Genomic DNA, 25550 nt, shown 5'->3' on the forward strand with positions numbered 1-25550 from the left:
TGTTTTCAAGTCTTTCTGTAATGAATATATAGAAAATTAAGGAAATGTTAAGGGTTTATGTAGTGGAAAGTTAAGAAGTGTATGGGAGACTAATAATGTACAAACAAATTTAGATGGAATTGATATTTTTATAAATTTAAAGGAAAGGAAACGTTGTATGAGGAAGATAAAAAAATTAATAAAACTTATCGGAGTCATTACTATACTATTACTAATCATAGCGTTGGTATTTCCTACATGGACCTCACAAATAAAGGTCAAAAACAGTATAAGTACATTAGAACAAGTAGAGATAAATGGAACTGGTCATGAAATTATGATACGCGGCAAAGATAAGAGTAATCCAGTTATTATCTTTGTACATGGTGGACCAGGTTCTTCGGAAATACCATATGCTCAAAAATACCAAGACTTATTGGAAGAGAAATTCACGGTTGTCAATTACGATCAAAGAGCAAGTGGAAAATCGTATCATTTCTTTGAAGACTATTCTAACCTTTCATCAGATCTACTCGTGGAGGATTTATTAGCTATGACGGATTACGTTTCAAAACGTCTAGGCAAAGAAAAAGTAATATTAATAGGCCATTCTTATGGTACATATATTGGAATACAGGCTGCCAACAAAGCTCCTGAAAAATATGAAGCATATATTGGCATTGGACAGATGAGCGATACAGTAGAAAGTGAGATGGATAGTTTAAACTATGTTATTGAACAGGCACAAAATGCTGGGAATGCGGATGAGGTTTCACATTTAAAAGGGTTAACTGAACAAATTAAAAATGGCGATACATATACCCCGCGAAATTATGTTGCGAAATACGGTGGAACTTCAAGACTTATTGAAAATCCAGAGGGTGATAACATAGGGATGTTATTCAGTAATGAATATAACTTGTTAGATGTAATTCGTTATAACGTTGGATTATCACACTCTCAAACTGTCTTATTAGAAAAAGACTTAAAGAATCCATTACCTACTAAAGTAACTAAACTGAAGTTACCGCTTTATTTTCTTATGGGTAAATATGACTATAATACTTCATTTTATGCAGCTAAACAGTATTTTGATAGGATTGAAGCGAATCAAAAAGAATTTATAGCTTTTGAAAACTCAGCACATTACCCTCAATTTGAAGAGAAGGAAAAGTTTTATGAGTGGTTGTGTGATACATTCGTAAAATGAAATTAAATAAAAAAGCACTTATTTTAAAAACAAGTGCTTTTTTATAGTATATAATCGATCGAGAAGGAAAATGTTGGATAATAGTCGAAAGATATAATACAACTTCAGAGAAATGACGAGAATCGATATGTTTTGTCGAGAGAGGAGTTATTTTATTAAAAGATATAGGTACTATACATAGTTTTAATTTCTGAATATTCATTTAAATATAAGGGGTAATAGTTATGTTCATTCGAATTGGTAAGTGGTGTGGGGTTACATGTTTACAATTATTTGCGGCGCTTATTTGTATTCTATTTTTAGGGGCACTCCCGCGCTTATTTAAGGGGCTGCAAATTGATTTAATCGGTTTTTGGAACACAGTTGTGTTTCTTGGAGAGAAGTTACTTCAACCAGGTGAAATTACGTATGGGTTTCGGAATTCAAGAAAGTTGTTTCCACAAATATGGATTCATTATGTAGAGACAATGTTTGTATTTATTTCAGCATTTATACTATCTTTACTCATTGCGTATTTTATCGTTGTTTGGGTATTACAGCGCTCTCAATCAAAGCAACGTATGTGGAATGGGATTTTCGTCGGACTTGAAAGTATTCCGGACATTTTATTAATTTTATTATCTCAACTTTTAGTAGTAATAATCTTTCAAAAGACAGGTTTTATGCCAGTGAAATTTGCAGGACTTGGAGAGGAAAGGGCTCGCCTGTTACCAATAATATGCCTTTCTATACCTACAACTTTATTATTTATTAAGCTACTATTATTACGTTTCAGAGAAGAATTAGAGAAAGATTATAGTATATTTGCTAAGAGTAAAGGGCTAAGTTTAAGACATATTTTGACGCACCATATTTCAAGAAATGTCTTGTTAACAACAGTCTATTATGCAAAAACAAATATTTTATTTATGTTATCAAATTTATATATTATTGAATGGCTGTTTAATACGTACGGTATGTTTGTTTTTGTAAAAGAAAATTCAAAATTAGAAATATTTACAGTGAGTTTAGTTTTATTATACGTACCGCTTTTTATACTATTTCGTTTATTACATACGCTTTTACAAAATGTTATAAAGGAGCGTGTGTAGCATGTGGAAAGTTGTAAAAAGAGATGTGAGATTTTGGCTAGGTGTTACTTTGTTAAGTGTACTAATGATTGTTAGTATTGGAAATACGGTGTTTTTTGACGGAAATATTCGTGAACTAACGATGATGTATAACGAAAAAGGAGAATTAGAGGCTGCTCCGTTTTCACCGTCGAGTAAATTTTGGTTCGGAACTGATGAGAAAGGCCGCGACCTGTTCCAGTTAATAATAGAAGGAGCGAAATGGACAGTTGGTGCAAGTATCGTTATCGCAGTTTTACGTGTAGTAATTGGCGGAGCTATTGGTTTATTATTTGGTATGTACAGTAAACGCTCATTTCCAGTTATCTCATCTTTTTTTGATCCGTTTAGTATTGTACCAATGATTATGATTTCTTATTTTATGTTAAATGCAGTTTTAACGTTCGAAAGTGGAGAGGCGGCTGCTCCGTTTCATTTGCGAGTTGCGTTTCAAGTAGTGGTTCTTGCGTGCCTTGCTGTACCAACTGTTATGTTGTATGTAGCGCAAGAAGTAAAACGTATTAAGAATGAAGAATTTATGTTGGCGGCCACTGTGCTCGGCGGGAGTAAGTGGCAGAGGTTGAAACGCCATGTATGGCCGCATATGCTACCATCATTTCTTTTATTAGTAGCCCAGCAATTTGTAAGTACTTTATTACTCCTCTTGCATCTTGGTTTGTTAGAATTATTTTTTGGAGGAACAATAATTTTTGGTACAGAGGCAGATAGTGTAACAAAAGAATGGACTGGCCTAATTGGTCAAAATTTCCGTCACTTAACTACACATACATGGATTGTACTTATACCAATTGCTTTCTATAGTATGACGATCTTGTCAGGGAATCTGATTAGTAATAGTATGCAAGATGCGATTAAACTAGGTAATGTTAGAAGAGCGAATCGGAAGAAGGAAGAAATGCAAGTAGAGAAACAAATACAACCTACTGTGAATGATTTTTCTTTCTATAGAGAGGTACAAAAATAAAGAAAGATAGCTGAAGACAAATTGTTTTCAGCTATCTTTCTTTTATATTTTAAAGTGGCGGTAAATCAATCTTACCTTCTTCAAATAATTCTTTTATCATATGTTTCGTATAACCGGCTGCTTGACCAAATGTGATTTTTGCTGGCATTGGTGCTTCATTTACATCTACAACTACATCAATAATGCACGGTTTATTTTGTTTTACTGCATTTTCAAAGGCAGGAAGTAAGTCATCTAAATGTTCTACGCGGTATCCAATACCACCGCACGCCTCAGCATATTTTGCGAAATCAGGATTCGTTAAGTCTGTACCAAATTCAATATTTCCCATAACTTCTTGTTCAAATTTAATCATAGCAATTTTATTATTGTTTAATACAACGACAACGATTGGTAGTTTATATTTAACAGCTGTTACGAAGTCATTCATTGTCATTCCGAATCCGCCGTCACCACAAACTGCAAACACTTGTTTATCCGGGAAAGCAATTTGTCCAGCCAGTGCACCAGGTAAACCGCAGCCAAGTGTTGCAAGCCAACTAGAAATGATAAATTTCTGGTTTGTCATACGGAAGTGCCTTGCAGTCCATACTGTTACATTTCCGACATCGACTGAAAGAATTGCGTCATCTTCTGCTACTTTCTGCAGTGCATGCATAACTCGCTGTGGTTTAATTGGAGTCGAAGAATCTTCTTCTTGATTGTGTAATTTTTCTTCCCACTTTTTCATCATTTCTTGATGATGCTCTAAGAAGGAATGGTCCTCGTGTTTTTCTACATTTTCAATTAACCATTTTAATGTTTTATCAGCATCACCAGCTAAGCCGATATCTGTCGTATAACGTTTCCCGATTTGTGCGGGGTCTGTATCAATATGAAGTGTTTTTGCTTTTTCGGGTAAGAAACCAGTGAACGGATAAGAAGTGCCCACCATAATTAAAGTATCTGCATGTTTCATTGCTTCATAAGAAGGTTTCGTCCCGATTAATCCTAATCCACCGATACAAAGAGGGTGTTCATCAGGAACAATCCCTTTAGCTGGTAATGTAAGTACGATTGGAGCACCGATATGTTCTGCAAATGCAAGCAAAGACTCTCTCGCATGTTTAGCTCCTTTCCCGGCTAAAATAACAGGTTTTTTAGCTTCATTAAGTGCGAGTTTTGCTATAGCTAAATCTTCTTCTTGCGGAAATATTTCAGGTAATGTAAAGGAAGAGTTTGTAATACGTGCACCATTTTTCACTTCGAATTTCGGAACATCATCTGGAATTGTAAGAACTGATACACCTTTTTTTGTATATGCCATTCGAATAGCTTGATTCACTACAGCGGGTAACTGTTCAGCTGACATTATTCGTTGGTTATAAACGGCAACATCATCAAACATTCTTTCTAAGTTTACTTCTTGGAAAAAATCCGTTCCGAGTAAATCGGTTTCTACTTGTCCTGAAATTGCTAGTACGGGAGCTTGATCGAGTTTGGCATCGTATAAACCGTTTAATAAATGAATAGCCCCAGGTCCTGCAATAGCCATACAAACACCAAGTTTTCCTGTTAATTTTGCATAGGCTGCCGCTGCTAACGCGCCAGCTTCTTCATGGCGAACTTGAATAAATTTAATTTTATCTTGTTTTTTTCTTAAAGCTTCAATTATAGAATTGATGGAATCTCCTGGCATACCATATATGTGTTCTACACCCCAGTCAATTAAAAGATCCACTAATGCTTCACCGGCTGTTTTACCAAACATAATCGTTCCTCCTTATAATAGGTAGATACTATTATGTTTTGGAGAAAAAGGAAAAATATACAAGTAATATAACTTATTTGTTTTAGTGATGTCCAGTGAAAAGAGTGAAGACTGTTATTAGTAAAAATCCACTAATAGACCACGATAGAAACGGAAGGAAAGGTAGCTGTTTTTTTGCTTTCCAAAGCATTTCGTGAATTGTGACATAGCCAAGAGAACCAATTGCGCTTCCCATAATAAGTCCTTGTAAATGGAGAGCTTTCCCGTCCATCATAATGCCAAAAACAGTACCGGTCCCTAGGATAAGAGAAAGTAATAAAGTTGTTAATAAAAATGAAATGTATTTATGTTTTGTAAAGAGAAATGGAATAATTAAAGCTAACCCTTCTGGAATATGATGAATGACAATCGCAAGTAAGAAAGGAATGGCAGAGTCATTATGATTTATAAACGCTGTTCCTAACGCAAATCCACTCGGCATATTATGAATGAATATAGCGAAAGAAAGAAAAAGGAAGGTTTGCCATGCTTGTTGATCTTTCTTATGTATAATCGGATGATGGCAATAGTTATCTAATAAGCTCATAACTAAAATACCGATAGCTATACCGAGCATAGGCCCAATTATTTCATAGCTTGAAAATGTTTCAGGAATAATTTCAAGTGATAATAATCCAAGTAAAATCCCACCACATAATGCGTATAAGCGATGCATCTTTTCTTCAATTAGTTGGCGTGTTGCTACTCCAACAGCACCTCCTAATAGTAATCCACCGAACGAAAAAAACGTAACGATTATTGGAATCCATAGACGTTCCATATTATCACACTCCGATTCTATACCCTTAATTTCAGCTTACTAATGGGGGAGGGAGATTAGTCCAAATAATTATGTTTGATTATAGAGAAAAATCTATCAACTCGTTACACCATTTGGTTAAAAAGGTATCTAGATGAAAGAAATAATGAGGAGCCTTGTTTGTTTATTACGGAAAGAAGGCCAAAAAGACGTATGAGTATTGATAACCTAAGATTTATTATCAAACGTATATCGAATCGTGCCGGGATTAAAAAGAGTATTCATCCTCATCAATTACGTCACAGCTATGCTACACATATGATTAACAACGGTGCGTCACTTGAAGTAATACAAAGCTTACTTGGTCATGAGAAGAGTGAAACCACGAGAATATATGCTCAGCTGAGCGGAAAGCTGAGACGCGATTTTTATATTGAATATTTTTGAAAGCTACTGAAATTAATCTTTAATCAAAATCGAGGCGTGCATATATAAAGACGTATCTTTTTGAATTGGGCCACTTAATGGAATATGCAGGAATTTCTTGAAAAGGTTTCGAAGTAGTTATTATACTGAAGTTATTCAAAGGAGCAGGAAAATGCAAGAAAATATATCAATTCTTTTAAGTAATGTAAAATTTAAATAGTTGAGAAAGAGAAAGAAATATCAAAAATACAGAGGTGGCTTGCTTGCTAAGAGAAGAATTAAAGAAACGTGCAATATCGATGGTCAAAATTCCTAGTCATTTTCAACCTCTCATAGAGGAGTATGTTGAGCGAGAGAATGGAGAAGGGGAGGCTATTTTTTCATGGACAAACGAAGAACAAGATGAGGGTATTACTGTTAACTTAGATTTATCTGGTAATTTGACTGGTTTAACAATTGATAATAACGATAAAAATTCAGATGTGATTCCTTTAAATATAGAGGAAAAAAGAGAATGTGCCGAACAATTCTTACTTAGCAATTATCCTGAAGCATTAAAAGATTTAACATACTATAAAACAAAAAAAATTACTTGTGCAGACCGTTTTTACTATGAACAAATCGTTATGGATTTACCGTTAGAACATGCTGGTTGTTATATTGATATAGACCTCGCGGGGAATATTGTTAATTTTATATATAAAGGTGTGAAAGGGATTCTTGTTATTCCAAAAATGTTGATTTCAAAAGAAAAACTGGTTGAACACGTACAAAATAGACTTGATTTTCAACTGACAATTGCAAAGTTGTCTACTGCTACTCATGATGTAGCAGTAGATGGACTCCGTCTTGTGTACGAACCTGAGCAATTTTTTATGAAATATAAAGCTGACGTTTTGAAACCAACGTTAACGATTATACATGACGAAGACGCTCCGCAAACATATGTCTTGCTTACTCCTCCTTCGAGTACGACCGTACGAAAAGATTTATCTATTGAAGATATCATTGGTATTACCGAGAGGATGGAAGTCATTCGTGAAGTAGATATGGGAGAAGAAACGGGCATAGTGTGGCGTAATCGGGACTGGGAGATGAAGGAAGGGGATTTATCTATAAATGACTTTTTCAAAAGACAGTCAGAAGATACAGTTAAAGCCTTCATTTCAAAGAAAACTGGTAAAATCAGAAGCTTTATGTGGTTTAATGAACGAAGTGGCGATCTTAGACTTAGTCGTGAGGCGTGTTATCAAAAAGCCATTGCGTTTTTACAAATGATTGTTCCAGATTATTATCGGTATTTACAACTGATTGTTCGAGAAAACGAGGAAGAAGAGGATGATTCTTCAATGAAAGAATCATTTACATTCCATATGCATAACGGTCATGGTATACCAATTCAACTTGAATTAGTTATGGTTGTTGTTAATCGTCAAACAGGACAGGTTGATCATTATAGTGGACCGCGTTTTGATATGGAACAATTGAGCCAAATCCCTGTTGAACCGGTTATTTCTAAAAAAGAAGCAAGTGAAATATTTATCAATCATTTGGATTTTGAATTAGCTTGGAACAAAAATTATGATAGTGAAACAGAATCCTATATCCTTGTTTATCGAGCGTGTGATCGTCATTCCAGGACCTCCATCCAGTACATTGATGCCATGACTGGAGCAGTTATTTCCAATATAGATAAATAACATGTGATGACGTCAAATTGCACAGGTTCAAAGGGACAAAATTAACTAACCAAACAACTATGTTTTCTTATTAAACTAAATCTATAGTTAATTAAGAATTAAGTGATTTTAAGATAGTTATTCCATTAAAGGGCGCGATTGTTGAACAATACAGACAGAAAATGATCAAACTTTTTTATAAAAGCTAAATAATTAATCTCAAAAGTTGAATCCATTTTGATCAATCTTGAACAGCTCCCACCCCAAGGAATGGGTAGGAAATGGACAAATTAGTAGGGGGAGATAAATGGCGGTTAGGAAAAAGCCTAAAGGGTCTTCTTGTTGAAGAATTAGTATAAGGTATCGTAATCAGTTCGTTCTTATAGAAAGAAAATGCTGCGGCTCCGAAGCGTTCTTACATCTACGGAATTGTTCCATTGTAAAAGTTTTATCAGCAATGGAAAGGGAAAAATATAGAAAAGATAAAAACTAACACGGTAGCCGAAACTACCGTGTTAGTTTTTATCTTATTATTTGTTCCGTAATAAACGCATACTGTTCAGGATTACAATAAGTGCAGCGCCAGTATCACTTAGGACAGCCATCCAAAGAGTAAGCCAACCTGGGAAGATAAAGGCAAGGGCGATAAATTTAATAATCAATGAGAACCAAATATTTTGTTTTATGATGTGCAATGCTTTCCGACTTAGTTTCATTGTATAAGGAAGTTTTTCAAGATTATCTGCCATTAATACAATATCTGCCGTTTCCATTGCGGTATCAGTTCCTGCACCGCCCATTGCAATACCAAGGTTTGCGGTAGCGAGGGCAGGGGCATCATTAATACCATCCCCAATCATGGCTACTGTTTTCCCTTCAGATTGAAGTTGTTTTACAGAATGAACTTTATCTTCTGGAAGCAAATTAGCAAAATAACGATCTACTTTTGCTTTCAGTGCAATATGTTCAGCTGTTCCTTCATTGTCTCCTGTTAACATAACAGTTTCTTGAATACCTGATCGTTTTAATTCTTGAATTGTTCCATAAGTAGTAGAACGGATGGAGTCTGCTACTGAAATCATCCCTAAAATAACTTTGTCTGTTCCAACAAGTATCACGGTTTGACCAATTCTTTGCATTTCCTGAATTGGTTCGTTCCACATTTGAAGTGAAACTCCAAACTCTTCGTATAATGCTTTATTTCCAGCGTAGTATGTTTCGCCATTTATCGTTACTTGCGCACCTTTTCCTACAATGGCGCGAAAGTCGGTTCCACTTTGAATAGAGGTCTGGTGTTCTTTCGCATATGCTGTAATGGCTTTTGCAATTGGATGATTAGAATATTCTTCAATCGTTGCTGCAATTGATAATAACTCATCTTCAGTACAATCTGAGCTTCGTACATGCATTACTTTTGGTTTTCCTTCAGTCAATGTACCTGTTTTATCAAATGCAATAGCATTTAATGAACCTGCGATTTCTAGAGCAGTACCACCTTTAATGAGTACACCGTTTCTTGCTGCATTTCCAATTGCAGATACAATAGCAACAGGAGTTGAGATAACTAAAGCACAAGGACACGCAACAACAAGAAGTTCTAATCCTTTATAAAACCATTCCATCCATTCGCCCATACCAAGAAGGGGAGGGATAATCATGACACCAATTGCTAATACAAAAACGATAGGTGTATAGATTTTTGCAAAACGATCAACAAATGCTTCTGTCGGTGCTTTATTTTCCTGTGCTTCCTCTACAAGGTGAATAATTCGAGATAACGTAGTATCCTCAACAAGTTTAGTGACTGTAATCTCAAGAGAACCTTCATCATTAATCGTTCCTGCATATACGGAATCACCAATTTGTTTATCAATTGGGATAGATTCACCAGTTATCGGCGCTTGGTTTACAGTAGAAGTGCCTCCTATAACTGTGCCGTCTAATGGGATTTTTTCACCTGGCTTTACAACAATCGTTGTATTTACTGCAATATCATCAATGGATTTTTTTATAAGTTCAGTTCCAATTTTTATCCAAGCTTCTGATGGTGCTAAATCAATTAATCCACGAATAGATTCTCGTGTACGTTCAATTGATTTATTTTGTAGCGTTGCCCCTAATGCAAATAACCAAACAACTGTTGCGCCTTCTAGCCATTGACCAATTAATGCAGCACCAATAGCGGCTGATATCATGAGAACGTTCATATCGAGCGATTTACTTCTAATTGCATAAAAGGCACTTTTAGCAGGTTTATAACCACTAATACCAATGCTCATAGCATAGAGAAGTGTAATAAGAAGAGGGGATATGATTGTAAAACTTCCTCCAAATCCTAAAGCTAAAAATAAACCTGAGAGAATCAAAGTTGTATTTTTTGATTTTGAAATAGGTGTTGCCCCTCTACGAGCGCCAGCTAGAGACGCTTCAAATCCTGCGTTAGACACTTCTTTTATAATGTCATCCACATTCCGGTCATGACGAATATGCATTTTTCCAGTAGCGAAGTTTACTCGAACTTCTTCCACGCCAGAAACATTGTGTAGATGCTTTTCGATTGTTAAAGCACATGCCCCACAATCCATACCTTCTACAAGATAAGTTTGTACGCCATCTCCTGATATTTTTTGAGTATTAAGAAGAGGTGATGGGTCACTACAGCAAGAAGATTTTGATGTCACTGGTTCTTTGGGTAGGTCTAATTCAGATGAACAACAGGTTTCAGTTTTAATAGAATTGTTGTTACTACTACAGCAAGAGATTTCCTTAGTAATAGGGATAATTGGAATCTCTTTTTTTGAAGAGCAACACGATGAAGTTTCCGTTGCTAATTCTTCTTTTGTGGGTGCTATGGAAGAATCTTGACAGCAATTCGTTTGTTTTTCGCTCTCCTTTTTATCTGTCATGTCAGTTCTCTCCTTTTTGAGATAAACAACCATCGTTTTTATCACATGATGCTACTTCATTTTGTACCTCATGAAAGACAACATCGAACATTGTAAGTAACTGTTCAATTTGTGTACTGCGTAAGGAATAGTAGATATATTTTCCTTCTTGTCTACCTAGGATGATGCCGCATCCCTTTAAACAGTTCAAATGTTGTGAGATATTTGATTGATTTCCTTTAGTGATTTCTACAATTTCGGATACCGTTTTTTCACCATCTAACATACATTGAAGAATCTGAAGTCTTGTTTTATCAGCAAAGCCTCGAATAAATTTGGCTTTAATATCTAAGTCATTTGAGTTGCACAATCGTATTCACTCCAATCGTATTAGTCATTACTAATATGTTTATTCTTCATTCATATTAGCATTGGCTAATATGTGTGTCAAAGTGTTTTCGAAAAGTCTGATAAAAATTACTGCGCTTTACTTTTTACTGTGAGAAGGAATGTAAATAATGAACAAAAAATAATATAGTTAGTGGAAGCGGAGGGTATGGTATAGTGTTTGGTGCACGCATTAAGAAATCTAAGGAAACAGGGGAGAGAAATTCTTTGTTTAATTTTCAGGGTATTTCAAATGTTAACGTTGACTGGGATTTATTTCTCATGCTAACATATAGATAATTTAATCAAGGCGGTGGAAATGTATTGGACTCAGATGTTGACTCGGATAGGTGGCTAAATGACCTCGATTTTCTCAGAGTACCCCTCATCATTTTGAGAATGTAGATTGTATACAATCTCATGTTAATGTGTATGAAATTATAGGTATGGAAAGAGAAAATATATCAGGAGGTGAATCCTTTAGTTTCAAGAAAGCTAAGGGAATTAGTTGGACATATTTAATTTAATCATGGTAGCGGTTTTAATCGCATGTACTGCATTTTTCGTGGCAATTGAGTTTGCTATTGTAAAAGTAAGAGGTTCAAAGATTGATCAATTTGTATTAGAAGGAAAGAAGGGTGCGCTGGCAGCTAAGAAAGTGACATCAAACTTGGATGAATATTTGTCAGCTTGTCAATTAGGGATTACAGTTACAGCAATGGGACTTGGAGCACTAGGTGAACCAACGATTGAGAGACTTTTACATCCTTTATTTGATAAGTGGAACATCAATCCTTCCATTGCAGGTGTATTATCTTTAGGAATTGCTTTTACTATAATGACGTACTTACATGTTGTAGTTGGTGAATTAGCACCAAAAACATTCGCGATTCAAAAGGCTGAGAAGGTTACTTTATTACTTTCGGCTCCGCTTATCTGGTTCTACAAAATCATGTATCCGTTTATTCGCTTGTTAAATGGCTCTGCAAGGATGATAACCGGAATGTTCGGCTTAAAACCTGCATCAGAGCATGATGTAGCACATACAGAAGAAGAATTACGATTGATTCTTTCTGAAAGTTATGAACGTGGAGAAATTAATCAAGCTGAATACAAATATGTAAATAATATTTTTGAATTTGATAATCGTATTGCGAAAGAAATCATGGTCCCTCGTACAGAAATTATAGGGCTACATGTAGATAATTCTTTAGCAGACCATATGAAAATAATCCGTGATGAAAAGTACACACGTTACCCAGTATTTGGGGAAGATAAAGATGAAATCATTGGTATGGTGAATGTGAAAGATTTCTTTATCCGTTATATGAATAAGGAAGCAAAAGAATTCAGTTCTATTCAATCGTATACGCGTCCAGTAATTGAAGTAATTGAGACCATACCAATACATAATCTTTTACTACAAATGCAAAAGAAACGTATTCCGTTGGCTGTCTTATATGATGAATACGGCGGTACGGCTGGTATTGTAACCATTGAGGATATACTGGAAGAGATTGTAGGAGAAATACGTGATGAATACGATGAAGATGAGCGTCCGCCCATTCAGCAAATGAATGAAGGACATGTTGTCGTAGAAGGTAAGGTATTAATTAGCGAATTAAATGATTTACTAGGATTACATATGAATGATAGTGATGTTGACACGATTGGTGGTTGGATTCTGATGCAGAATTATGATATCCAAGAAGGGCAAACAGTAAATAGCGAAGGATATGCATTTAAAATTCTTTCTAAAGACCCTCACCAAATCAAACGTGTTGAAATACAAAAAGAAATGTTGGAAGCAGCAACTGTATAGTTGCTGCTTTTATTCAGCTGATAACATGGTAGCCTTCCTCATTAAATTCATTGATTAATCAACTTTTTATCTGTTAACACATTACCGAAATAGGGAATGATTGTTTCCTTTGCATTCACGGTTCAGCACTCCTTCGATATTGTAAAATGTATCTCATTTATACAAATTGTAATATAATTTAAAGGCAAGTTCGTAGCGTAAAATAGATTAAAGGTAACAAATATCGAGAAAGGATTACCTGTCAAAATTATCATTAGTATTTGTATTTCACTAGATAATAAAAAATGTAGAATGATTTCATTTCTGACATTGTTATTTACTAGTAATCAAAATAAAGAATAAAGAAATTTCTCGGCTGGGAATTTTTACACAGTCATAAAATGGAGGCAATAGTTATGCAGCAAATTAAAAAAATAGGAAACGCATTTTGGTATATGACACCCGTTTCCGAGACTGATAGACCTATCTTAGGAATCGTAGTTGGAAAAGAAAAGACTTTGATGATAGATGCAGGTAATTCAGAAGCACATACACAATTGTTTTTAGAAATGCTAAAAGAGCAAAATATCTCAAATCCTGATTTTGTAGCATTAACGCATTGGCACTGGGATCATATTTTTGGATTGCCTGTATTACAAAATGCATTGTCTATCGCACATTTTGAAACAAAAAAAGAGATGAACACACTTGTTTCTTATGAGTGGTCGGATGAGGCATTGGACGCACGAGTGAAAGAAGGTACAGAAATTGAATTTTGTGCGGACTGTATAAAAAAAGAGTTCAGTGAAAAACCAAGAAATATTCAAATTCTTCCGCCGCCCTTAACCTTTCAGAAACAACTTGAATTAGACCTTGGTGATGTGACATGTGTGTTAGAGCATGTGGGCGGAGACCATTCTCATGACTCTGTTGTTATTTATATTAAAGAAGAAAAGATTTTGTTTTTAGGAGACTGTATATATGCAGATATCTTTTCTGAAAAGCGGAACTATACAACGAAACGAACGTTTAAACTGATACAAGAATTAGAGAAATTTGATGCTGAGACATATATTCTTTCTCATGGGACAGCTATAAATCGGGATGAGTTTTCACAAGAAATTCATTTGCTAAAAACAGTAGGAACTTATACGGAAACTCATAAAGGCGATGAAGAGAAGATAAAAGCAGCATATAAACAAGAACTAGATAGAGAATTAAATGAAGATGAGCTAGAAACAATAACGTACTTTGTAAATGGTTATGAAATGGTTAATCTGTAAAACCTAACTCAAATCGGATTGAAGCTTATTCTGATTTGAATATAGTTAAACTGCACAAAAAGAGTATTGAAATTTAATTCAATACTCTTTTTAAAAATTAAATATTAAGTTCCAACCAATTTCTAAATTTTTTGGCTGGCTCATCACCTGGGTTTATACGGCTTTCAACACTGGTTGTGATTAGCAGCTTTTTTAGCTAATTCAGTAATATATTCAAAGAATGCATCACGTTTCACATCATAAACGACATTTACTGGTCTTCCGTTAGCAGTTTCCACTGTACGTCCTTGACTGGGTCCGTATGTATGAACGATACTAGTAATCATTTGTGTTTTTACGAGATCAGTGTTTCCAACAAATGCAGTAGTTAATACATCCCACAAATAGTAGGTAGAGTTAGTTGAAAAGTGAACGAGAGGAGGGACCATTGCATAGCATTGACCAAGGAAGTCAACACCAATATACTTTCGCTCTTTTGCCCAACGTTCACGTACGTCTACAGTTAGTGGAACCTGATTAGTACTTTCTAGAGTTACTAAATCAATTACTATATTAGCATCCCAAACACGAGATACTGCTTCGGGATCCCAAAATGAATTCCATTCGGCTGTTCCATCGTGTTCAGGTTCATGAACATTTCCTGCAGTACGAAATGTGCCGCCCATCCAAACGAGACGTTCAATTTTTTCTTCGATTACAGGTACTTCATATAATGCACGGGCAAGGTCAGTCAGGGGCCCTGTAAATAATAAAGTTGTTTTTCCATCAGTTTGTAGAAGAGTCTCTATTATATGATGATGTGCAGGTTTAGCTGCTACGGGTGTTACAACTTTCCCAGACTCATTTAAAATTGGTAAAGCATCTACATAAAATGCATGCATCCGCCAGTCTTTTGGAAATGGATTTTTCCCACGAGAGTTTGACGCTGCTACTTCAATATTACCTTTTCCAAAGCGATCGATAATTTTACGACTTGCAGATATTGCTGGTTCTAAATAGCAATCTGCTGGGATAATAGAAACACCTGTGAGGTCAATATTGTCCATCTGAAGTAATAGGAACAATGAAATTAAATCATCTACACCACCATCATGATTGAAGTACACTTTTTTCATCATTGTAATCTCCATCCTATATTAATTAAATATGAATTGAGGAAAAATCATCGATAATTTCTACCACTTCAATTTTTCCATTAATTAATAGCTCAGGAAGTTCATTTCTAACGTTTCCTTTCCAATACTCTTTAGCCTGTTCAATTTTTTGAGCGAAAGGAATACCATCTTCTTTCGGTAAAAGATTTCCGTCACCTTCAAAAGAACTACCGATCACTCGTAGTTTAACAATCTGCAAAACTTTTCGATTGTAAGAATCAAATAGCGCTTTCCATTTCAAAGCATCTTCATAGCTTTTGGAAGCATATAAGCAAGACAACCTTGAAGGATATTCAGGAAATTCTTGCAGTCTAACCATTTCTACAATCGTTTCTCTAACCGCTCTAATTGTTTGATCTATATAATTCATAACTACTTTAGCATTTTCATTATGTATATGTAATTCCTCATTGAGATAATGACTTTTTAAAATTTGAATGGAGTCTTCATCATGAGAATTTAATTGTTCTCTTTCAAAAAAGAAGTGATAGAGGGTATTAGTTTGATTTTTGTCAAAATGAATGATTTGTCCGATACTCATTGTTTTCCTTGTAACGATGTGATATGCGTAAAATTCTGCTTTATTCATGGTTATCCTCCTAGTAGTAATTATCATATAATTCAATATTAAATTTAATAATTCAACATTAAAATATATAAAACCTTTATAAGTGAAAAGTTATAAAGTGGGAGGATTGGAGTGAAGCCTGAAAGAAATGCACGTAAACGCTTTAAAAACGTTCACAAAATGTTCACTTACGAAGGGGTTTCCAATATCGATATAATGGCAAAGACTTAAACAGAAAGGATGATAGAAATTGCCAACAACAAGAAAGGAAAACCTCCAATTCGGTATGATGATGTGCCTAGGGATGGTTATCGTTATGACGTTTTACAATTTATTAATGAATGGAGCAGGAGGGCCAATTCATATCAAGGAGATCGCATTAGAACTAATAATTGGATTTATTATTGCGCTATTAATTGAAATATGTATCGTAGGACCGTGTGCGAAAAAGATTGTATTTGCATTACCACTTGATAAATCCAAAAAAATAAACATGATTATTGCGATGGCAACAACAATGGTAATCGGAATGGTATTCTTCATGTCATTTTATGGAATGGCTATGATGTATTTACATAATGGGTTACATGGTGACTCATTCATTTCAATTTATTTCTCGGTCTTTATTAAAAATTTTATTATGGCGTACCCACTGCAATTAATAATAATGGGACCTCTTGTACGTTTCTTATTTGGAAAGTTTGTTTTGAAGAATAAAGCTGTTAATGTAGCGTAGTTAAAAATGTTTTATTTGATTATGAAAATTAAACAATAATATGAATTCAATGTATCGAAAGAATTTGAAATGCATGTTAACAAATGAATTATTGAAGTCATGTGAAAGTGATTTAGTTAGGATAATAAACCTCTTAGTGTATGTTGTTAAAAAGCTGTACCTTTTTTGTATAAGGGTACAGCTTTTGTTGTAATACTTGTTTGGAATTTATATAGAAACATGTAGCTAATCAGCTATTGTTTAAAAATCAAGAATTTGCAGAGTTAAATCGTAGTCTTTGGGAAGAAAATCATTTAAATAATACAGGGAAGATGAGTAAAGTTATTTTTGAAACGAAATCAATTGTATCGCTTATTGAGCGCATTAATGATTTGGAACAAGATACATGTGTCATTGTTGGAGCGCATGACTATAATACTGGTGTGGAAATGAGTAAAAGGATAACGAGTCATTTGAAAAATAGTAAACTTGTTATATTTGAAAATAGTGCACATTTTCCAGAAATCGAAGAAACAGATAATGTATGTGAAGCGATTATAGAGTTTTTAGAAATATAGTATAAAAACATGGAGAGGATTAATTATAGGGATATTGAATTATATAAGTTGTGAATTATTTATAATTGGGGAGGATGCAATATGATTGAATACAGAAAAGCAAGAGTAGAAGATATACAAGGGATTATTAAAGTGTGTTCAGACGGTTATAGAAATACATACCCAGGTTTGTTGCCCTGGCAATACATAGAAAGTACGATCAAGGAGTTTTACAATGAAGAAAGAGTGAGAAGGGAAATGTTAAATATTAGCCAAGAGTGGAATGGCTGGTTTGTTGCAAGTAATAATGGAGAAATACTCGGAGCTGGTGGAGGTGGGTTCACTGGCAAAGAAACAGCAGAGTTATTTGTAATATATTTAAATCCAAATAGAAAAAGAGAAGGCATTGGTACAGAATTACTTTCTATAATTACAAATGATCAAATTGAACGTGGTGCAAAAGAACAATGGGTTTCAGTTGCAAAAGATAATGCTATGGGGATTCCATTTTATGAAGCAGTTGGATTTAAATACCAAGATGAAAGACCAGCTTATGGACTACCTGTAGGTGAAGGTTTCACATCTATTCGATACAAACGTGAGTTAGCAATTAGCTTAGTTGAAAGATAAGTAAAAAAGACCTCGTCCGAATTATATTTAGGTTATAGTTGTTGAAGTCAATAAAAGTAAAGGCAAGGACCTATTTGATATGTATAATATGTTTTTGCCTTTATATTATAGTTAGTTTTGAAAAAAGTTTGATAAAAAGTTCTATTTTGTAGGGTAATTACCTATTCATAAAATAACACTAATTTTTTGTACACTGTTGCTATAAATTCTCGCGAGAGTTGGAAAATAGCCGGGTTTCCAACCTGATGTGGTGATGAGGTGCGAAGCTATTATGAGTGCAGTGACATAACTAGGAGGTTTCCACTATGACAACTTTATTTAAAGCTATGGAGTTCCAGCTGAAAACTGAACGACTTGATTTGAGTATGTGGGAGGAATCTGATTCAGCCTGGATGAGAGAATTAATTGGCGAACGTGGTGTGGATATGCCAACCCTTGACGCCGTTCGTAGCAAGCTTATCGAGATGCGTAAGAAAGCAAGTGAAAATGGTATTTCCCTTCTCACTATTCGCCGACGAGACGAAGGTGATTTCATCGGATACTGTGGCTTGATTATCGGTCGTTCCACACTGGAAGAGCCGGAGATCGCATACGAGTTGTTCCGCAGTGCTCATCGTAAAGGCTATGCGACTGAGGCAGCATCCGTTGTGCTGGACGCTGCGATTGCTACCGGGCGCCGCAGACTTTGGTCGACTGTAGGCGCTTGGAATGTTGCGTCTTTCCGGGTGTTAGAAAAGATAGGATTTGAGAGGCATCACAGTACGTGGGACGAGCGTGGTGAGATTGTTTGGAACGTACGCGACCTTTAGAAATCCCGGACCTAACTCGAAACTATTGAAAAGGAGAACAGCCCATTAGTTTTGGGGGAAATCCAGATAAAGATAAAATGACTGATTTATAACCCAAATAGTGACAAACTATAACTGAAGCATGTCTTCCTTCCGAATTCAGTAAAGGGTAAGCCTTTCTATTAACAATGGGTATTTCTTGAACTCTCATTAAAATACTCTCCCGTCCTTTGTTTATCTTTAGGCTACCTCTAATCAAATTAGGATTGTTTATTTAATGTCCTCGAAAGTGGAGTGCTGCCTTCGCACCGAGGCTTTGTCCTCTTCCCAAAACCAAACGAACGTTTCAAGGTATATATCTATATTATACTGATTAAACTGAATGTTTATTTTTTTGCTTATTTCATTCATTATGTAAATAAAAAAGGATAATTAGCCCTCATAATGGACTAACTATCCTATTATTATATGAATTTAATAAAATCGAGGTCTTTTTTGTATACGATATAATATATAAGCTATAGATTAATCATTTTTCAAACCGTATATGAACGAACTTCAACATCTTTATTAAATTTACAATCCGCATCATGATTCGTGTACTTCCATCCCAATCTTTATTTGTAGGTATATGTTTAAAGAAAGGGGAACAGCTTAATATTTTTATGTTAGAAGACCATCTTTCTATTGATTTTGGATTGTTTACATAAAAATACATCATAGCACCGTTATTACCAGATTTTTTTACAGTAGCATTCGAAAGCGTCAGTGCGAACTTTGATTCAGCATCAAAATATAACTCTCCTCCAGGAAAACGTTTTGCCATAGCGACAATTATCTCCTTCAGTTCCTCTTCTTTAAAGTAATAAAACACACCTGCTGATATAAAAAGAATACCGTCTTTTGGATCATATTTTATATCGTTGAACCAAGAAGTGTCAAAAAATGATTTGGCAATGTGTATATTTCGTGGTGTATCTTCAATTAATGTTTTGCGAAAAGCGATCGCATCAGGCAAATCAAGGTTATACCACTGTATTGTACCGTTATCAATTCTTGAAAAAGTAGTGTCTAGTCCAGAACCGATATTTACTATAGTAGCATTCGGATTCTTTGTAATAAATTGTTTTATAGTATCATCAATTTTTCGTGCACGGGTAATGTAAGTGATACATCCGTATTCGCCAAATGTATCTGCTATTTTAGAGAAATCAAAGTCGCATTCTTTAATAATCCGAATAGCTTCCGTATCATCTAAAATATCCTTGTTTTTCTCACTACCATATGCTCGTCCCCATAGTGGAATAAGCATAGTACCTTGAACTGATTGTAAATCTATTTCTTTAACCATGAAACGTCCTCCGTTTAATAATAAAAAATATTATATATATATGATTAGTCGTTATTTAGCATTTTTGATAGCATTTTATTTGTTTTATACAGTCCGTAAGTTAAATCATGTTGATCTTCTTCATTGAGTTTTTCAAGATTACTAGTGAAATTATTATAAATTTGTTTCCATCTTTCATAATGTGCTTTTTCAGCTTTATCTGTTAAGGAAATTAAAACAGCTCGTTTATCTACTGTATCTTGTTTTTTTATAATGTATCCGTTTTGCTCTAAATTACGAACGGTTACACTTAATTGTTGTTTAGGTATGTTTAAATAACTAGCAATCATTTTTAAATTTACAGCGACCTTTTGCTGGGCAATATACTCAACTATGTGTTGCTCTAAATGTGTAAATTCAGTGGATTTCTCTGATAATAATTTAAAAGTACCTGACATATTTAATAATAAATTCATGTATTCGTTTGTTAATTCTTTATTAGTCATTATTTTTCGTGTCCTTTATCAATTTAGTAATTATTTTATTACTATTTTCACTTAAAATCAAATAATTATATTGATATTAGTAATTATTTATTTACTAATACGATGTTATTTAAGTCGTGAGAAATACAGTAGAGGAAAAGTTAAAGTATTTTTATGAGAGGAGCATGGAAAAATTATAAAATATTACTTTATACATAAAAAACTAATGAAGCCAATGTCTTTTTCAGTCATTATACTATTAATAATTTTATGGTAAAATCTTTTACATAATGAAATAAAGGGGTAGTATTCTATGGGTTATTTCTCAAATAGTTTATTAGTTTTGTTTGTTCTTATCGTATGTAGCTGTATGATTTTCGGTTGATAATATAATGATAGATTGATATAAAAGAAGGTATCTCACAAAGATGAGATACCTTCTTTTTCTTATAATTGTAATTTAGATTCAGTATTTGGTGATGGTTGAAATGTATATATTTTATACTCACCATTAGTTGATATACTAAACAAATATTAAATAGAGAAATATATATGGTACCAATCTTATTAAGTTCCTTATGTTTTTAAAGAGAAGGAGTTTCCTTTTTTCTTATTGAAGTATTGTTCGAGTCAGTTTGACGACGGTCAAAATTTTTTGGGAATAAAAACAAAAAGGATGATAGGGAGTATTTACATGAAAACTATTTTAAAGTACACAATTGAACCCCCTAAAGATTTCAATGAATTATTAACTATGTATGAATCTTTAGGGTGGAATTCTCTTAACTTATCGGTTAATGAGTTAGAGAAAATGTGTAAACAAAGTTGGTATGCAATTTATGTTTTTGATGACCAAAAGTTAGTAGGGATGGGACGGATTATATCAGATGGTGTAATTACGGGCATTATTTGCGGAGTGTGTGTATTACCGGAATATCAGTCCAAAGGCATTGGAAAAGAAATAGTGGAACGATTAATCCGGCACTGCGAACAAAAACGAGTTATTCCACAACTTATGTGCGTTGAAGATTTAAAACATTACTATGAATCAATTGGATTTGAGGAATTTTCGATTGGTATGACGAAGCATATTATACGATAGCAGGGTTTTATTTATTAAGTTTTTTATGTATTCAAATCTATTTTTAGATTTTAAAAACCTAATAATAAAGGAGACAAAAGTCATGGAGATTGCTAAGGGAGTAGAGATGTTACATCTTGAATTTCAAGAGTATATTATTCACCCAATTCTTTTATGGGATGATGAAATGGCAGTTTTAATAGATACTGGATTTCCTGGACAAATTGAAGATATACGAGTAGAAATGGGTAAGGTTGGAGTATCGTTTGATAAACTAAAAGCCGTGATTTTGACGCATCAAGATATAGATCATATAGGTAGTCTTCCTGAACTATTACAAAACTGTGGAAGTAATATAAAAGTCTATGCTCACGATCTAGATAAGCCATATATCGAGGGGGAGTTACCTTTGTTGAAGGATGCACAAGTACAGAATCCTCCGAAAGGAAAAGTGGATGATACTTTGGTTGACGGCCAAGAACTTCCATATTGCGGTGGTATTCTTATTATTCATACCCCAGGGCACACTCCTGGTCATATTAGTTTATATTTGAGACAAAGTAAAACTCTTATCGCTGGGGATTCAATGTATAGCGTAAACGGAATTTTAGGGGGAATTCATGCCCCAACTACTTTGGATATAAAAGAAGCGCAAAATTCTTTGAAGAAGTATTTAAATCTAGAAATTGATTCGGTAGTTTGTTACCATGGTGGATTAAGTAAGGGGAATATAAATGCACAAATTCAAAAGCTGTAGATAAGAATTTTTTGTTAATCGGTGCTAAAGTATAATCTAATTGCTAGTATATAAATAAAACCCTTAAATTAATAAAGAGCATGTTTGAAGGGATTTCAAACGTGCTCTTTATTAAATATAATCAATTTAATTTTAATGACTTAACCCATTCCAATAAAACGAAACGATTTGTTTTGCTAATTCATCTATATTTGCAAGAGTAGGATTGTGATTCTCATCTTTAAAATTCCCGATTGATAATAAAGCTACGAAAGCATGGGCAGCAAATTTAGGATCTCCTTTAGGTATTTCTCCAAGGGCCGTCGCATTATCGAGTGCTTTTTCCAATACATCATACATGTTATCCTCGGCATTTTTTAATTCCTTCAATTGCTCTTCAGATAAGGATAGTTTTGCATCTTTCATAAAGTTCTTCATATCAATATCCATCGTTGCGTGTAAGTATACTGTAGCAAAGTCCAATAATCTTTCTTCCAAAGTCTTATTTGTAGAGAGGATTTGATCCATATTTTCTCTTATTCGTACCATCATTTGAATCATAGTAGCGGTAAATAAATCCGCTTTTGTTGAATAGTAATAGTAGACGGTTGCTTTTGTAACACCACATTCTTTCGCGACCTCATCCATCGAAACAACTTGATAATTTTGAGTGAGAAATAACCTAGTTGCAACTTCTAAAATGATTGCTTTTGTAGATTTTGTATTTTTATTTTGACGAGGCCTTCCGAGAGGACGTTGTTTTTGATCCAAATACATTCGCTCCTGACATTTATTATTGAGATAATTATAACATAATTTTTTAATCATTCTTGATTAATTAACCGACCAGTATATATAATTAATATTGGTGGGGAAAAGGAAGGTGGGTTTTTATGAAAAAGCACCCGTTAAATATGTTAGGGAAGCTTGTAGCAGGGAAGAATACGCAATGGATAACTTTATCGGTTTGGATTCTTATTACATTGGTACTTTCATTTACGTTGCCACAAGTAAACAGTATGAAAGAACCGAATCCGAAAAATTTACCTGAAACAGCTATGTCACAGCAAGCTGAAGCACTTATGAAAAAAGAATTTCCTAATAATGCAGGAAATCCGTTGTTAGTAGTATGGCATCGAGATGGTGGATTACAGTCAAAGGATTATAAACTCATACAAGATGTTTATAAAGAATTAAAGGCCAGTCCTTTAAAAGAACAATCAACATTACCACCATTTGATACAATTCCAGAGCAAGTATTATCAAAAAGTGCATCAAAAGATGGTACATCATTTGTTACACCAATATTTTTTAATAAATCTGCTGGAACGGATATATTAAAAGGTAATTTAGAAGAGTTACGAAAAATAGTGAATAGTAAAGTGGATGAAGATCCGTTCAAACAAAAAATTACCGACTCTGGTTTACATGTTCGATTATCTGGACCGGTAGGTATTCAAACGGATGCGGTAAGTTTATTCAGTCAAGCTGATGTGAAATTATTAGTTGCTACTGTACTTCTCGTATTAGTTTTATTAATTTTACTGTACCGTTCACCAATTTTAGCAATTTTACCTTTAATTGTCGTTGGATTTGCGTACGGTATTACAAGTCCTACACTTGGTTTTTTGGCCGATCATGGATGGATTAAAGTAGATGCACAGGCTATATCGATTATGACTGTTTTACTGTTTGGAGCAGGAACGGATTACTGTTTATTTTTAATTTCAAGATATAGGGAGTATCTGTTAGAAGAAGAAAGTAAATATAAGGCACTGCAACTTGCTATAAAAGCTTCAGGTGGTGCAATTATAATGAGTGCACTAACTGTAGTATTAGGATTAGGAACATTATTGCTTGCACATTATGGAGCCTTTCATCGATTTGCAGTACCATTTAGTGTTGCTGTTTTCATAATGGGAATCGCTGCATTAACAATTCTTCCGGCATTATTATTAATTTTTGGTAGAGTTGCATTCTTCCCATTCATACCGAGAACAACTGCAATGAATGAAGAGTTTGCGAAAAAGAAAGTTTTAAAAGTAAAAACTACAAAGGGGGCCTTTAGTAAAAAGATTGGTGATATTGTTGTACGTAAACCGTGGACAATTATTATGCTAACTGTATTTTTATTAGGAGGATTGGCTTCATTTGTACCACGTATTCAATACACGTACGATTTATTAGAATCATTCCCGAAAGATATGCCATCACGTGAAGGATTTACATTAATCACGGATCATTTTTCAGCTGGAGAATTAGCACCAGTAAAGATTGTAGTTGATTCAAAAGGAAAAGATTTACCTATTAAACAAGAAATAGAGAAATTATCCTTTGTTAATAAAGTGAAAGAACCAATGAAGGGAAAAGAAAATAATCAATTGCAAATGTATGAAGTTTCTTTAGTGGAAAACCCATACTCAATTGAAGCATTAGATCAAATCCCTGAATTGAAAAATAGTGTAAAAAAAGTATTAAAAGACACAGGGATTAGTAATGCAGAAAATCAATTGTGGATTGGCGGGGAAACAGCTTCCTTATATGATACAAAACAAATAACAGAACGTGATGAAGCGGTTATTATTCCTGTGATGATTAGTATTATCGCTTTATTATTGCTTGTTTACTTACGTTCTATCGTCGCGATGATTTATTTAATTGTAACTGTCGTTTTATCATTCTTCTCAGCGCTAGGAGCAGGATGGATAGTACTTCACTTTGGTATGGGAGCTCCCGCAATACAAGGCGCGATCCCATTATATGCATTCGTATTTTTAGTTGCCTTAGGAGAAGATTATAATATCTTTATGGTCTCAGAAATATGGAAAAATAGAAAGAAACAAAATCATGTAGATGCAGTGAAAAATGGTGTTATACAAACAGGAAGTGTAATTACATCAGCTGGTTTAATTTTAGCAGGAACTTTTGCAGTATTAGGTACGTTGCCAATCCAAGTTCTTGTTCAATTTGGTATTGTGACTGCAATCGGCGTATTACTAGATACGTTTATTGTGAGACCATTATTAGTACCAGCAATTACAGTTGTATTAGGACGTTTCGCTTTTTGGCCAGGAAAACTTTGGAAAGAAGAAAAGCAATTACAAAAAGAAGATACTTTATAAAAGAAGGTTGCCGATAAAGTCAGTAAAACTGATTTTTAGGCCACCTTCTTTTTTGTTGGTCTGATATAGAATGATCATTTTGAATATGCAA

21 protein-coding genes and 2 pseudogenes are annotated in these 25550 nt (G+C 34.2%); 14 read left to right on the forward strand and 9 right to left on the reverse strand.

The genetic code is table 11. The annotated features are described in order from the left end of the window. Positions 1-157: 157 nt before the first annotated feature. The 3 genes from NSQ47_RS06425 to NSQ47_RS06435 all read left to right on the forward strand — a co-directional run bounded on the left by NSQ47_RS06425 (position 158) and on the right by NSQ47_RS06435 (position 3283). Positions 158-1189, forward strand: coding sequence for an alpha/beta fold hydrolase (locus tag NSQ47_RS06425; RefSeq protein ID WP_340823688.1), 1032 nt, complete (start codon positions 158-160; stop codon positions 1187-1189). Positions 1190-1413: 224 nt separating this feature from the next. Continuing rightward, positions 1414-2280, forward strand: coding sequence for an ABC transporter permease subunit (locus tag NSQ47_RS06430; protein ID WP_340823690.1), 867 nt, complete (start codon positions 1414-1416; stop codon positions 2278-2280). 1 nt (position 2281) lies between these two features. Further along, positions 2282-3283, forward strand: a complete 1002-nt coding sequence (locus NSQ47_RS06435) for an ABC transporter permease (protein WP_131231888.1) — start codon at positions 2282-2284, stop codon at positions 3281-3283. A 49-nt stretch (positions 3284-3332) separates the two neighbouring features. On the opposite strand, the gene NSQ47_RS06440 is transcribed toward NSQ47_RS06435, so the two are convergent. Both NSQ47_RS06440 and NSQ47_RS06445 read right to left on the reverse strand, forming a co-directional pair. Then, entirely contained in the window at positions 3333-5033 is a 1701-nt protein-coding gene (locus tag NSQ47_RS06440; RefSeq protein WP_002109846.1) for a pyruvate oxidase, read from the reverse strand. Between the two features lie 82 nt (positions 5034-5115). Then, positions 5116-5853: a ZIP family metal transporter gene (locus NSQ47_RS06445; protein WP_002031888.1), complete on the reverse strand. Its 738-nt coding sequence runs from the start codon at positions 5851-5853 to the stop codon at positions 5116-5118. Positions 5854-5952: 99 nt separating this feature from the next. On the opposite strand from NSQ47_RS06445, the pseudogene NSQ47_RS06450 reads away from it, so the two are divergent. Continuing rightward, positions 5953-6279, forward strand: a pseudogene (locus NSQ47_RS06450) (tyrosine-type recombinase/integrase); the annotation flags it as partial. A 242-nt stretch (positions 6280-6521) separates the two neighbouring features. Continuing rightward, on the forward strand, positions 6522-7958 hold the full coding sequence (locus NSQ47_RS06455; protein ID WP_340826895.1) for a YcdB/YcdC domain-containing protein: 1437 nt from the start codon (positions 6522-6524) through the stop codon (positions 7956-7958). 509 nt (positions 7959-8467) lie between these two features. Here NSQ47_RS06455 and NSQ47_RS06460 read toward each other — a convergent pair. Then, positions 8468-10843, reverse strand: coding sequence for a heavy metal translocating P-type ATPase (locus NSQ47_RS06460; protein WP_340823695.1), 2376 nt, complete (start codon positions 10841-10843; stop codon positions 8468-8470). 1 nt (position 10844) lies between these two features. Further along, positions 10845-11192 carry an ArsR/SmtB family transcription factor gene (locus tag NSQ47_RS06465; protein WP_340823697.1) on the reverse strand — a complete coding sequence of 116 codons (348 nt, stop codon included), beginning with the start codon at positions 11190-11192 and terminating at the stop codon, positions 10845-10847. A gap of 525 nt (positions 11193-11717) precedes the next feature. On the opposite strand from NSQ47_RS06465, the gene NSQ47_RS06470 reads away from it, so the two are divergent. Together NSQ47_RS06470 and NSQ47_RS06475 are read left to right on the forward strand one after the other, a co-directional pair. Then, positions 11718-13031 carry a hemolysin family protein gene (locus tag NSQ47_RS06470; protein ID WP_016104808.1) on the forward strand — a complete coding sequence of 438 codons (1314 nt, stop codon included), beginning with the start codon at positions 11718-11720 and terminating at the stop codon, positions 13029-13031. A 380-nt stretch (positions 13032-13411) separates the two neighbouring features. Beyond that, positions 13412-14293 (forward strand): MBL fold metallo-hydrolase, encoded by an 882-nt coding sequence (locus NSQ47_RS06475; RefSeq protein WP_340823699.1) that lies wholly within the window; start codon positions 13412-13414, stop codon positions 14291-14293. Between the two features lie 164 nt (positions 14294-14457). Here the strand turns inward: NSQ47_RS06475 and NSQ47_RS06480 are convergent, their stop codons facing one another. Beyond that, on the reverse strand, positions 14458-15423 hold the full coding sequence (locus tag NSQ47_RS06480) for a nucleoside hydrolase (protein WP_195743333.1): 966 nt from the start codon (positions 15421-15423) through the stop codon (positions 14458-14460). A 10-nt stretch (positions 15424-15433) separates the two neighbouring features. After that, on the reverse strand, positions 15434-16036 hold the full coding sequence (locus tag NSQ47_RS06485; RefSeq protein ID WP_340823703.1) for a DUF2441 domain-containing protein: 603 nt from the start codon (positions 16034-16036) through the stop codon (positions 15434-15436). A gap of 229 nt (positions 16037-16265) precedes the next feature. Here NSQ47_RS06485 and NSQ47_RS06490 point away from each other — a divergent pair, with 229 nt between their 5' ends. The 4 genes and pseudogenes from NSQ47_RS06490 (at position 16266) to NSQ47_RS06505 (ending at position 18726) form a co-directional block, all read left to right on the forward strand. After that, a complete protein-coding gene (locus NSQ47_RS06490) occupies positions 16266-16751 on the forward strand; it encodes a DUF2798 domain-containing protein (RefSeq protein ID WP_335471011.1) in 486 nt (161 codons plus the stop codon). A 227-nt stretch (positions 16752-16978) separates the two neighbouring features. Next, positions 16979-17308 (forward strand): annotated as a pseudogene (locus NSQ47_RS06495) (alpha/beta fold hydrolase); the annotation flags it as partial. A gap of 81 nt (positions 17309-17389) precedes the next feature. Next, a complete protein-coding gene (locus tag NSQ47_RS06500; protein WP_340823708.1) occupies positions 17390-17917 on the forward strand; it encodes a GNAT family N-acetyltransferase in 528 nt (175 codons plus the stop codon). A 305-nt stretch (positions 17918-18222) separates the two neighbouring features. After that, positions 18223-18726 carry a GNAT family N-acetyltransferase gene (locus NSQ47_RS06505; protein WP_002157880.1) on the forward strand — a complete coding sequence of 168 codons (504 nt, stop codon included), beginning with the start codon at positions 18223-18225 and terminating at the stop codon, positions 18724-18726. 508 nt (positions 18727-19234) lie between these two features. Here the strand turns inward: NSQ47_RS06505 and NSQ47_RS06510 are convergent. Together NSQ47_RS06510 and NSQ47_RS06515 are read right to left on the reverse strand one after the other, a co-directional pair. Continuing rightward, on the reverse strand, positions 19235-20056 hold the full coding sequence (locus NSQ47_RS06510) for a class I SAM-dependent methyltransferase (protein WP_341036393.1): 822 nt from the start codon (positions 20054-20056) through the stop codon (positions 19235-19237). Positions 20057-20100: 44 nt separating this feature from the next. Next, complete coding sequence (locus tag NSQ47_RS06515) at positions 20101-20541, reverse strand: MarR family winged helix-turn-helix transcriptional regulator (protein WP_016104817.1); 441 nt, start codon at positions 20539-20541, stop codon at positions 20101-20103. A 673-nt stretch (positions 20542-21214) separates the two neighbouring features. Here NSQ47_RS06515 and NSQ47_RS06520 point away from each other — a divergent pair. After that, positions 21215-21622, forward strand: a complete 408-nt coding sequence (locus tag NSQ47_RS06520; protein WP_002157875.1) for a GNAT family N-acetyltransferase — start codon at positions 21215-21217, stop codon at positions 21620-21622. A gap of 82 nt (positions 21623-21704) precedes the next feature. Then, positions 21705-22358, forward strand: a complete 654-nt coding sequence (locus NSQ47_RS06525) for an MBL fold metallo-hydrolase (protein ID WP_215598371.1) — start codon at positions 21705-21707, stop codon at positions 22356-22358. 132 nt (positions 22359-22490) lie between these two features. Here the strand turns inward: NSQ47_RS06525 and NSQ47_RS06530 are convergent, their stop codons facing one another. Next, positions 22491-23108 (reverse strand): TetR/AcrR family transcriptional regulator, encoded by a 618-nt coding sequence (locus NSQ47_RS06530; protein ID WP_078174335.1) that lies wholly within the window; start codon positions 23106-23108, stop codon positions 22491-22493. A 122-nt stretch (positions 23109-23230) separates the two neighbouring features. Here NSQ47_RS06530 and NSQ47_RS06535 point away from each other — a divergent pair, with 122 nt between their 5' ends. Next, positions 23231-25459 (forward strand): MMPL family transporter, encoded by a 2229-nt coding sequence (locus NSQ47_RS06535; RefSeq protein WP_341036394.1) that lies wholly within the window; start codon positions 23231-23233, stop codon positions 25457-25459. Positions 25460-25550: the final 91 nt, after the last annotated feature.

The organism is Bacillus sp. FSL R10-2780, from assembly GCF_038006125.1.
Lineage (GTDB): Bacteria > Bacillota > Bacilli > Bacillales > Bacillaceae_G > Bacillus_A > Bacillus_A cereus_U.